A 12,629-nucleotide genomic window follows, 5' to 3' on the forward strand; every position below is an offset into this window, starting at 1 on the left:
TGTTTTTTATCATAGGTATGAAGGGAAGGGTTATGGAAAAATGAAGAAAAATAAGTTTTTAGCGTGGTTACTCATTGTAGCTGTATTTATCACGACATTCTCTACAAGTGTTATCCCAGCTCAAGCAAATGGAGCAAGCTCTACTCTTAAAGGGTACGTAACTGTAGCCGTAGAGAAATTCACCGTAGGCCAAGGGTATATTAAGGAACCTATTAAAGTTCCGATTTATGAAGGCGATAATGGCGCATCTTTAATAACACGTGCGCTAGGTGATGGGAATTATAGATATTTAGGAAATATAGATAGTGGTTTTTATTTATCAGAGGTTAAAGATAGTGGCAGAAGTGAAGTCAATATTCCACAATATATTTTAGATATGATTTCAGCCGATGGGAAAACAGTCGGCACTAAAGCAGACCCAGAGTGGTTAAGTCAGTTTGACTATACCTCCATGTCGGGTTGGATGTATGCAGTAAATAATGTGTTTCCTCCGTTTGGGATGACCGATTATAAGCCTCAAGACGGTGACATCATTCGAACTCAGTTCACCACTTATGGCTATGGTTCTGATCTTGGTGGCTGGGGAGAAATCCCCGTTCAACTTGCCAATAAGGATGCTTTAACTGCGGAAATCGCCGAGATTAACAGTGACCCTAATAAAGAAACTATTTTGGACAGACCAGTAGTACAATCGGCAGTTTATCAAGCCTATTCCGTGCTCGAAAATATGGCAAGCTCTCAAATAAGTGTAGATCATGCACTTGTAGGGCTTAACCATGCATTAGACATAGAACCCCCTGTTATTACAGTAAGTGGCATACAAGATAAACAGGAAGTATCCAATAAAGAAATAAGCTTCAAAGTAGCTGTCACAGACAATGTATATAGTGACATCATTCCAGAAGTGAAGCTGAATGGTGTTACTTTATCACCTGCGAATGGGGAGTACAAAGCTTCTCTGAATTCAGGCAGTAATGCAATTACTGTAACGGCTCTTGACGGAGCTGGAAACAAAACAAATGTAACTTATCAAGTTACTTACAAACTGGAAACTACAGTTGCCGTCAAACAACAGTTAGATAAAAGCCTTGCCTATATTCTAAACACTGTAAAGAATCCGTCGTTTGGAACAGGTAGTGGAGAATGGTCGATCCTTTCTCTGGCACGGGCGAACTATACAGTACCTAACGGTTATTACGATCTTTATTACAACAATGTAGCAACGAAAATAGCATCGATCATTAAAGAGGATGGAAAACTCGACGCCAATAAAAGCACAGAGAATTCCAGAGCGATTCTTGGGCTTACCTCTATCGGAAAAGATATCACAAATGTTGCGGGATATGATCTGAGAAAAGCACTGGCTGATTATCAATATATCCAAAAGCAAGGCAATAATGGTCCGATTTTTGCTCTGATTGCGCTAGATAGCCATAACTATGAGATCCCTGTAGTTGATGGAGTTACAGAACAGACCGCAAGAGAAAAACTAGTTCAGTACATTTTAGATAAAGAGGTTAAAAAAGGTACAGCAGAAGCTGGTGGCTGGGCATTAGGCGTAACCAAAGCCGATGTCGATATGACTGCGATGGCGATGCAAGCTCTTGCACCTTATTATGCAACCCGAGATGATGTAAAAGCCGCCGTGGATCGGGCCATCCAATGGCTGTCCGATAACCAAAACAATCAAGGCGGATTTACAAGCTGGGGAAGCACTAGCAGCGAAAGTATCTCACAGGTAATTGTGGCCTTAACTGGTGTAGGCGTAGATCCGCACACTGACACTAGATTTGTTAAAAGTGGAAATTCACTTATTGATGCACTGCTTAGCTTTGCTGCACCTGAGGGTGGATTTAAGCATATCCTCACAGGCAAAGTGGACAATATGGCAACGGACCAAGGTACGTATGCACTTGTGTCTTATGATCGTCTGATCAATCATAGCAGCCGTCTCTTTGATATGAATGATGTGCAATTAGAACAACCTACTACTGTTGTAGCCAAACAACAATTAAATAAAAGCCTTGCCTATATTCTAAACACTGTAAAGAATCCGTCGTTTGGAACAGGTAGTGGAGAATGGTCGATCCTTTCTCTGGCACGGGCGAACTATACAGTACCTAACGGTTATTACGATCTTTATTACAACAATGTAGCAACGAAAATAGCATCGATCATTAAAGAGGATGGAAAACTCGACGCCAATAAAAGCACAGAGAATTCCAGAGCGATTCTAGGACTTACCTCTATCGGAAAAGATATCACAAATGTTGCGGGATATGATCTGAGAAAAGCACTGGCTGATTATCAATATATCCAAAAGCAAGGCAATAATGGTCCGATTTTTGCTCTGATTGCGCTAGATAGCCATAACTATGAGATCCCTGTAGTTGATGGAGTTACAGAACAGACCACAAGAGAAAAACTAGTTCAGTACATTTTAGATAAAGAGGTTAAAAAAGGTACAGAAGAAGCTGGTGGCTGGGCATTAGGCGTAACCAAAGCCGATGTCGATATGACTGCGATGGCGATGCAAGCTCTTGCACCTTATTATGCAACCCGTGATGATGTAAAAGCTGCCGTGGATCGGGCCATCCAATGGCTGTCCGATAACCAAAACAATCAAGGTGGATTTACAAGCTGGGGAAGCACTAGCAGCGAAAGTATCTCACAGGTAATTGTGGCCTTAACTGGTGTAGGCGTAGATCCGCACACGGACGCTAGATTTGTTAAAAGTGGAAATTCGCTTATTGATGCATTACTTAGCTTTGCTGCACCTGAGGGTGGATTTAAGCATATCCTCACAGGCAAAGTAGACAATATGGCAACGGACCAAGGTACGTATGCTCTTGTGTCCTATGATCGTCTGCTCAATCATAGCAACCGTCTCTTTGATATGAATGATGTGAAAGTGGAACAACCAGAAGAACCGGGGCCTGGGCAACCAGAGGGTCCGAAAGAACTTCCGTTACCTTCTGGGGAGAACCCGAAAGTTGAAATCCCAAATGACGCTAATGATTATATCGTTCCGATCAGCACTGGAGATAGCAACAAAGAAATCACAGTAGCTATTCCGGAGGGAAATCAATCGAAGGTTAGTGTCAATTTACCAAGTAACAGCGACCTTCCTCAGATAGAGGCCATAAAAGGTAACGTATCTGTAGTCATTCCTAAGGGTGCAAAAGTTACAAGTGGGGATGCCTCTGCAATTGAACTGATTTCAGCTTTAACCGGTGGAGAATCTGCACTAAAAGATAGTGTGAATCAGATTATTCCCGGGGACAAGAAGCTTGATAACATTCTTCAAGCATTTTCCATGGGTGGTAGTGCAAGAGTAGAATTCAGTCAATTTATTACGTTAACCTTTAAGGACCTTAAAGGAAAAGATGCAGCTTATATTCAAAATGGCACTCCTCATGCCATTCAAAAATTTGCAAGTGATGACTTAGGTTTTGCAAGCGGTAAGTCTGAGTATGCCTATGATAGTGGAAATGATTTAATTGTAAAAACCAATCACTTCACTGACTACATTGCTTATGCTTCCAGTGCAGTACAAACACCTGGCGGCGACGGTGGTAACGGTAATGGCGAAGGTAATGGTAGCGGAAATGGTGAAGGAAATGGCGGCAACAATGGTGGCGGAACCACTCCATCGAAACCATATGTAATCCTGTCCGTGGATAAGCTTACGATTAATAAGGGATATGTTGTTCCATCTGTACAGGTAGAGCTACAATCTGGTGACACAGTGTGGTCTGTACTAAAAAGAGTGCTGGATAGCCGCGGTATCGACTATAGAGATTCCTGGAACAGTGACTTTGGAAGTGTATATGTTGAATCCATAGCTGGTGATGGGGAATTTGACCATGGCAGCGGCAGTGGATGGATGTATAATGTGAATGGGAAATATCCTAATTATGGTGCATCTTCATATGACCTAAGTGCCGGGGACAGAATTCAGTGGCGTTATACTACGAATTTGGGTGTGGATCTAAATGCACCGATACCAACGATGAGCCCAACCCCAACGCCTAAGCCTGGTGCTACTCCGGCTCCTGGTGGGGGAGCTAATCCGGAAGGCAGTGGTGATCCAAATGTGAGTCCATCTCCAACAGTGACTCCTAAGGATCCTACCCAGAATACGAATGATATTAAACAACTGTATACAGATGCTGATAAGATTTCTTCCTGGGCCTATTCAGCGATTGAAACAGCTACAGTAAAAGGATATATCCAAGGTAACAATGGTCAGGTGAATCCGAAGGCTTATATCACAAGAGCGGAGTTCACTAAGATTCTCGTTTCTGCATTAGAACTTGATATTAAGAGTGATAAAGGCATTACCTATAAGGATGTCGCTCTAGGCGATTGGTTCTATCCATATGTGAATGCTGCGCATAAGGCAGGTCTAATCACAGGCTTTAATAATGAATTTAAGCCGAATGACAAGATTACTCGTGAGCAGATGGCCGCAATTATCGTCAGAGCATTGGCCATCCCGGCGACGAAGCCTGGAACAGCGATTAAAGATATCAACACAGTATCGGCATGGGCCAAAGCAGATGTAGAGACCGTTGTTGCGACTGGTTTGATGTTAGGTGATGATAATCAATTTAAGCCTAAAGAGCTAGTAACCAGAGAAATGGCGGCTGTTGTAGCTACTAGAACCCATGATTATAAGAGTGGGAACAAAGTGGTTAGTCCAACTATTCAGAATACAGCAGTTAGTTCTTACATTCAGAACACAGCTGCCTTTTTGCAAAAAACAGTAACAAACCCGGTCATTTCCTCGGTTGGCGGGGACTGGACAGTCTTCGGGCTGGCACGTTCAGGTGTGAAGGTTCCAGATAGTTATTACACTAAGTACTATGCAAATGTAGAAGCGACTCTTAAAGAAAAATCAGGGAAGCTGCATAGCGTAAAATATACGGAATATGATAGAGTTATTTTGGCATTAACTTCAATCAACAAAAATATTGATAAAGTGGCGGGTTATAACCTACTGGAACCGCTCGCGGATTTTGATACTGTAATTAAGCAAGGTATTAATGGACCTGTGTTTGCTCTCATTGCACTGGACAGTAATCATTACGACATTCCAGTGGTTAAGGATGTAAAGACGCAGACGACTAGAGAGATGCTCATTGATTATATTTTGGGCAGAGAGATCAGCGGCGGTGGATGGGCACTAGGCAGTAATGCTACAGCGGCTGATCCAGATATCACAGGGATGGTCATTCAAGGCTTAACGCCTTATTACAAAACCAACGCCAAAGTAACAGCTGCTGTGGACCGGGGGATTGCTTGGTTATCCAAAACACAGACTGCAGACGGTGGTTTTGCAAGCTGGGAATCTACAAATTCCGAAAGCATCGCTCAGGTGATTGTAGCTTTAACTGGCCTTGGTATTGACCCGCATAAGGATTCCAGATTTATTAAAAATGGACATTCCGCAGTAGACGCATTGCTTAGTTTTGCTGCACCTGAAGGTGGCTTTTATCACGTGAAGCAGGGTGGAGTAGGCAATGGAGGCGCGCAACCAGGAGAAGTAGATCTTATGGCTACGGATCAGGCGATGTACGCACTGGTTTCCTATGATCGGCTCGTTAATGGCCAGACACGTCTTTATGATATGACAGACGTCAAATAGAATTTTATTTAGAGAGATAAGCAAGGGTAGCGTGTATACCCTTGCTTATTATTTAAGGTGGGACTAGAGAAATGAACAAGAAGAAATGGTTAACCGCGATACTAATCATAGGTGTATTGGCTATCGCCTTCTTTTGGGGCGGGGATTACCAGAAGAGCCCAAACAAGGTCGCTAATAGTAGCGTTGAGACACAGGTTATAGAGCCTGAGAACACTGCTTCCGCAACAAATGATGATGTTGAACCCACTGAGGCAATCGCTACTGAGACAACAGTGATAACACCGTCAGCTACGCCAAGTGAAACAGCTAAGCCCATTGAAACCCTAAAACCAAATGAATCGGCAACACCAACGGAAGCTGTAACACCAACAGGAACTGCAGCACCAACAGAAGTTGTAACACCGGTCGTAACAACAAAACCTGCTGCAACGAAGCAACCTACCGCAACGCCGAAAGCGGCTAAAACGTCCGTGCCGGAAACGAAAGCGACGGCAAAACCCGTAACAAAACCTGATTCAAAAGTAGCGACAACAGAAACCAAGCAGGAACCGAAAAAGGATAAGTTTCTTACCGATCCAGTGCCGAGCGGGAAACCTAAACCAGTGGAATGGCAAGATGCAACAGTAGATAAGAAGAAGCAATTAACGGCTACCTTGTCCGTCTCAGCGGCAACAATTTTAGATAACATGGATATTTTTAATGAGGATAAGCTTGAAGTATTGCCGGCAGATGGTATCATTTATAAAGCGCAGAAGGTAACTTTTTATGAAGGTGAGTCTGTGTTTGATGTTCTACTAAGAGAAATGAAGAAGAATAAAATTCATATGGAATTTAGCATGACGCCGATCTATAACAGTAATTATATTGAAGGCATAAATAATCTGTATGAATTCGATGCTGGAGAGCTCAGTGGATGGATGTACAAAGTAAATGGCTGGTTCCCTAACTACGGCAGTAGCCGTTATGTTCTCAAAGATGGCGATGTCATTGATTGGGTATACACTTGTGATCTAGGTCGAGATGTGGGTGGATATGTAGCCACAGGAGGAGCTCAGAAATAATGAAGGATAGCTTTTCTACCTTTCATCCGTTTGTGAATTTTCTATATTTTGTTGTTGTATTGCTGTTTAGCATGGTGTTTATGCATCCTATATTTCAGGTGATTGCCCTTATTAGTGCTGTAGCCTACTCAATTATGTTAAAAGGAAAAAAGGGCATCCGATTTAATCTGCTTTACATGATTCCTTTTCTGCTATTTATGGCAGTGATGAATCCTGTTTTTAATCATCAAGGGGTAACGATCTTGTTCTATTTAAACAACGGGAATCCCATTACGAAAGAATCGATTCTTTATGGCGTGGCAGCGGCGTGTATGTTTGTGACGGTAATTGTTTGGTTCTCTTGTTATAACGTCGTGATGACCTCGGATAAGTTTATTTATATATTCGGAAAAATACTGCCGGCACTGTCGTTGATTTTTTCGATGGTGCTTCGTTTTGTTCCTAGATATTTAGCGCAAATCAAGGTGATTTCTAATGCTCAAAAATGTATAGGCCGGGATGTCTCACAGGGAAATCTCCTCGCGCGTGCGCGGAATGGGATTACGATTCTCTCCATTATGACCACCTGGGCTTTGGAAAATGCGATTGAGACAGCGGATTCCATGAGATCGAGAGGGTATGGATTGCCGGGCCGTACAAGCTTTTCTATCTTTCGGTTAGATGCCCGAGACAAAGTAGTTCTCTTGATCATGACAGGCTTAATTGCGCTGGTAGCCGTAGGGGCAGTGATGGGTGAGAACACCATGAGATTCTATCCATCGATTAAAGCGAGCACAATTACACCTTTTAGTATTCTTATATATATCGCTTATTTTGCGTTATGTATGATCCCAGTGCTCATCAATATGGTGGAGGCAATGAAATGGAAATCTATCGAATCGAAGAACTAAGCTTTACTTTTCCTGAACAAGAGCAAGCGGCTCTTTCGAATATTAATCTTACGATTGAAAGTGGAGACTTCATTACCATTTGTGGAAAGTCAGGCTGTGGCAAAAGCACTCTGCTTAGACAACTGAAAACAATCCTAACCCCACATGGCAGTCGCCAAGGGGCAATTTATTATAAGGGTCAACCTGTAGAGGAGATCGATCAACGCACACAGGCAGCGGAAATTGGTTATGTACTCCAAAGTCCGGACAATCAAATTGTGACAGATAAAGTATGGCATGAGCTTGCTTTTGGGCTTGAGAGCTTAGGGTACGATAATTCTACGATTCGCCTGCGTGTGGCGGAAATGGCTAGTTTTTTTGGGATCCAGACCTGGTTTCATAAAAGTGTGACCGAGCTATCAGGCGGCCAGAAGCAGCTGCTTAACTTAGCATCCATAATGGCTATGCATCCCTCGGTTCTAATCCTCGATGAGCCTACCTCCCAGCTAGATCCTATTGCGGCTTCCGATTTTCTGGAGACGGTCAAAAAAATAAATCGTGAGCTGGGAACAACCGTGATCATGACCGAGCATCGTCTAGAGGATGTTCTTCCGCTTACAGATCGGTTGATTGTGCTGAATGAGGGAGCTGTGATAGCTGATGATCCCCCGCAAAAGGTGGGCGAGGTTTTATGTAAGCTGAACCATCCGATGTTTCTGTCCATGCCCTCACCGATGCAGATTGTTGCAGGAGTAGATCATGACTTAGTGTGGCCTGTTACTGTAAAGGAAGGACGCCAATGGTTGGATGCTTTTCTAAAGGGTAAGACTCCTGCAACGATGGCAGAAACTCAGCCTAGCACGAAAGAGGCCGGCCCTGTAGTCATAAAGTTTAAGGACGTATGGTTTAAATATGATAAAAATGGGCCGGATGTCATTAAAGATTTGTCGTTTGAAGTGAAGCAAGGGCAATTTTATTGTATTGTTGGCGGGAATGGAACAGGGAAGACATCGACGCTGTCGCTGATGAGCGGGATCCTTCAGCCTTATAGAGGGAAAGTTCTTATCGGCGGGAGCAACCCTGCGAAGATGAATGCCAAAGCGTTGTTTACTAACAATCTGGGCTTCCTCCCGCAAAATCCGCAAACCTTATTTGTGAAAAAAACAGTCGAGCTAGATTTATATGAAATGTTATCCCAGCTCTCTTTGACGAAGGAAGAAAAAAACGCCAGAGTTGAAGCTGTGGTTAAGTTCGCAGAACTGGAACATCTCCTCTCCATGCATCCGTATGATCTCAGCGGGGGAGAACAACAGCGTGCAGCGTTGGCGAAGGTCCTTTTGTTAGAACCAAAGATTCTGCTGTTGGATGAACCGACCAAAGGACTGGATGGGCCCTTCAAAGAGAAGCTAGCCGTATTCCTGCAAAAGCTCAATGCCGAAGGCGTTACTATTGTAATGGTCTCGCATGATGTTGAATTTTGTGCCAAGTATGCTGAGGTCTGCGCCATGTTTTTTGATGGAAGCATTATCACTACGAATGAAGCGCAGAAGTTTTTTGCGGGAAACAGCTTCTATACAACTGCTGCCAACCGTATGGCGCGTCATGTATGGAATGAGGGAGTAACGATAGAGGGTGTGATTGATTTATGTCAAAGAAGCAGATAACGGATCGTCGTTTGAGTCGTCGAACTTTATTAGCGGCACTACTAATCCTCATAGTCATTCCAGCTACGATTTTATTAGGCATCTTTGTGCTAAATGATCGGAAGTATTATTTTATCAGTCTATTAATTGTTATCTATACGATGGTTCCTTTTGCGATGGTGTTCGAGAACCGGAAGCCGCAGGCGAGGGAGCTGATCGTTATAGCAGTGTTAGCAGCCATTGCCGTGGCGGGACGCGCAGCCTTTTTTATGTTGCCGCAGTTTAAGCCAGTGGTTGCTATTGTCATCATCGCAGGGGTAAGCTTGGGTGCGGAGGCAGGGTTTCTGGTTGGCGCTGTTGCAGGTTTTGTCTCGAATTTCTTCTTTGGGCAGGGTCCTTGGACGCCTTGGCAAATGTTTTGTTTTGGCATCATTGGCTTCCTGGCGGGCATTTTCTTCAAGAAGGGTCTGCTTAAAAAGAATAAGCTGTCGCTATGTATATTCGGAGGCTTAGCGACGTTTTTCGTATACGGAGGCATTATCAATATAGGCTCGTTGATGATGTTCACTTCAGAGTTCTCCTGGCCGGCTTTAATGACCACTTATATTTCAGGTTTTTGGTTTGATATGGTGCATGCGATCTCGACGGTGGTATTTTTGTTTTTTATTGCTAATCCTATGATTGAGAAGTTGGATCGGATAAAAACGAAATATGGGTTGATTGAGCCTTAGGTTCTTGGTGTTAGCTTTTGGACGCTGTGCGCTTTTTACGCTGGCGAACGCTCCGCTTTTCCACAATCAGTCCGTTCTCTCCGCTGCTATCAGCGCGAATTCCAAAACACCAACACACAAACACAAACACAAACTAAAGGCTCAACGCCTCCCGCTTCGGTTTTTACCGGAAGGGGGAGGGGAACTAGTGGCTACGAATCAAGCCACTGTGACAAACCACTGAAAAGAGAATATACCTAGTAGTGATGCTCCTAGGTGAAAACTTATAAAAACAGGCGATGTTCCGGTATACCGGTATCGCCTGTTTTTTTGATTCACTTAACGTTCAGCAACAACTTTGTGCGGGGGAACCCCAGCATCGGGCTGCTTATGAGTGGCTTCAAGTGTAGAGAGGTCGCCGTCCAGTGTTTTGAGTCCGGGGAGCAGCAAGGCTGCGCTGGCGCAGAGCATTGGAAGCAATCCGGCGATGACAAAAAGCGCAGGCACGCCATAGAGTTCAGCAATCGCGGCGCCGGCAAAAGCACCAAAAGGCTGCAAGCCGCCACCGATTAAAAAACGGATGGAGTTGACTCTTCCTTGCAGATTACCCGGAACCAGACGTCCATGGAGTGAAGAGCTTAAGGAGCCGAAGAAGGGAGCTATCGTTCCGGTGGCGAATACGGCGGCGAGAGCAAAAGAAAAACTAGGAAATAACCCCCATAATGTTGTTACTAAACCGATGGTCCCCAGACTACCGAGCATGACAAGCCGCCTCTTTTTAATTTCCCCTATCATGGAAATGATGCTTAGCCCGACTAAGGTTCCAAGTGCGAAAACTGTACTAAGTGTGCCCATCGTCGCCGCATCACGGTGGAGCACTTCGCGTACAAAAGGAACCATCATGGTCCAGACGGCAATTGAGCTTAGATTACTAATAGAGGCCATCATCATTATCGTAAGCATGGCGGGGAATTGTTTATAGAAGGTAAAACCCTCAGCAATTTCGCGAACATAGACGGTAATGGAGAAACGGCCTGGAGCTGGAGAGGGCTTGGGTAGCTTCTGCAGGCACAGCAAGGTAATGATGGCCGCAACATAACATAACATGTTGATGCTAAGGGCTGGCAGTGCTCCACTGGCAGCGGTCAACGCCCCAGCCAGGGCGGGGCCTAGCAAGACGGCTGCACTTTTGCTGCCATCGATGATAGCAAAAGCCCGCACCAGCTTCTGGCTATCGGCAACGCCGGGAATAACAGCCATGGCTGTTGGCATGAACAGAGCGGCGCAGGCCCCGCTGAGACCAGCAGCGACAAACAGATGCCACAGCTGCAGTTGGCCAGCCAGACCCATGCCTAGCGGCAGTGCTATAGCCAGCAGGCGAATGGCTGCCAAGCAGGCCATAAAGCGTACCCGGTGGAGTCGGTCGGACAGCGGCGAGCCCAGCAAGCGCAGCAGCAGCTCAGGTATGCCGGAGCTGAGCGCGAGTGCTCCCATCGCTAGCTTGGAACCCGTCAATTCATAGACGAGCCATTCCATAGCCAACAAGCCAAAAGCATCCCCAAAAGCACTTAAAGTTATGGTTGAGAGTAAACCATAATAGCTGCGTTTTATCATAGCCTGTTCACTCCTTTCTTATATTTCTCGCATATACGCTTACCGTCCTTATATGGACGCTTAAGGCGTTTATGCTTGACTCTCTAGATACGACCCAATCTGCTGCGGTAGCCCATTTAAGGCTTCCAATCGCAGGCTGTACGATGTGCTTTTAACGTTGGTATGGACAATGACCAGACCTGCTGCGCGCAACGCGATCAGATGGTAGTGGATTGTACTTTTAGAAAGTCCGACTTCCCGCACGATTTCCGTGAAATTCAACTGCTTGCCTGTAAGCAAACGAAGGATATACAGCCGCGTCTCATCCGAGAGTGCCCGGGTAAGTCGAAGCAGTGCTGGAGCAGGCCGGCCAGCTTCCGGAGGGAGAACATCACAAGAGTAGCTAGTGAACACGAATTCATCAAACATAGAGGTGGTGACCAGTGGGCGGGCATGATATTGCGGAATGATAATGACCTGCTTCAGACGTTCGGTTGGATAGAGGCGCATTCCGTCGGTTGCTGCTTCAAAGACTTCCATATCATTGTTCCCATTCAGTGTCGTTCGTCTTGACTCGGCTTCCTGTTCAAGCCCCTTGAGGATATTAGGGTCGATTCCATTGAAGTAACCCGCGTTCCATTCGCGCAGGATGTCAGAGGCAGTGTCCCTTAGCTCAGAAAGATTAGAGGGAACCGATTGGCCGAAACGTCCAGATATTTCATACAGTTCACCCGAAGATAAACCATCGAACCAATTCAAAAAGCCGTCTACAGAACGCTCGCCCGGTGAAGACCAAATGTAGGGAGCCAAACTGAAATCATCAAGTTTTTTAACGACCTCTTGCATTTTACGAAGCAACATCGGGGCAAATCTTGCTTGGACTTCACGTACCCAGAGCTTACCGGAATCCATAGCAGTATGGTTCTGCTTGCTTAGAAAAGCAGTCATACTGTTCACACATTCATACATGGGGGCAAAATCGACTTCTACTTTATATTCCATGAGCTTCTCCATTCTTTGAGTAAGTTGCTGAAACATTTATTTGTTCTATAATTATAGAACTTATTATTGGTTTTATTGTAAACGAACTAAAATTCGTTTTC

7 protein-coding genes are annotated in these 12,629 nt (G+C 44.7%); 5 read left to right on the forward strand and 2 right to left on the reverse strand.

Annotated features, from left to right (window positions below; translation table 11 throughout):
• The first annotated feature begins 40 nt into the window (after nt 1-40).
• The 5 genes from MHH86_RS03840 (at nt 41) to MHH86_RS03860 (ending at nt 9,954) form a co-directional block, all read left to right on the forward strand.
• A complete protein-coding gene (locus MHH86_RS03840; RefSeq protein ID WP_342479645.1) occupies nt 41-5,650 on the forward strand; it encodes an S-layer homology domain-containing protein in 5,610 nt (1,869 codons plus the stop codon).
• Nucleotides 5,651-5,721: 71 nt separating this feature from the next.
• The gene (locus MHH86_RS03845; RefSeq protein WP_076098686.1) at nt 5,722-6,711 is read left to right on the forward strand and encodes a DUF4430 domain-containing protein; all 990 of its coding nucleotides are present in this window, start codon (nt 5,722-5,724) and stop codon (nt 6,709-6,711) included.
• Nucleotides 6,711-7,601: an energy-coupling factor transporter transmembrane component T gene (locus MHH86_RS03850; protein WP_081383600.1), complete on the forward strand. Its 891-nt coding sequence runs from the start codon at nt 6,711-6,713 to the stop codon at nt 7,599-7,601. Before MHH86_RS03845 ends, MHH86_RS03850 begins: the two co-directional genes overlap by 1 nt.
• On the forward strand, nt 7,574-9,244 hold the full coding sequence (locus MHH86_RS03855) for an ATP-binding cassette domain-containing protein (protein ID WP_076147652.1): 1,671 nt from the start codon (nt 7,574-7,576) through the stop codon (nt 9,242-9,244). Before MHH86_RS03850 ends, MHH86_RS03855 begins: the two co-directional genes overlap by 28 nt.
• A complete protein-coding gene (locus MHH86_RS03860) occupies nt 9,226-9,954 on the forward strand; it encodes an ECF transporter S component (protein ID WP_076105347.1) in 729 nt (242 codons plus the stop codon). Before MHH86_RS03855 ends, MHH86_RS03860 begins: the two co-directional genes overlap by 19 nt.
• Nucleotides 9,955-10,272: 318 nt before the next feature.
• Here the strand turns inward: MHH86_RS03860 and MHH86_RS03865 are convergent, their stop codons facing one another.
• Nucleotides 10,273-11,547 (reverse strand): MFS transporter, encoded by a 1,275-nt coding sequence (locus MHH86_RS03865; protein WP_036684893.1) that lies wholly within the window; start codon nt 11,545-11,547, stop codon nt 10,273-10,275.
• A 69-nt stretch (nt 11,548-11,616) separates the two neighbouring features.
• On the reverse strand, nt 11,617-12,528 hold the full coding sequence (locus tag MHH86_RS03870; protein WP_036684895.1) for a winged helix-turn-helix domain-containing protein: 912 nt from the start codon (nt 12,526-12,528) through the stop codon (nt 11,617-11,619).
• Nucleotides 12,529-12,629: the final 101 nt, after the last annotated feature.

The organism is Paenibacillus sp. FSL F4-0097, assembly GCF_038593125.1.
GTDB lineage: Bacteria > Bacillota > Bacilli > Paenibacillales > Paenibacillaceae > Paenibacillus_AQ > Paenibacillus_AQ odorifer.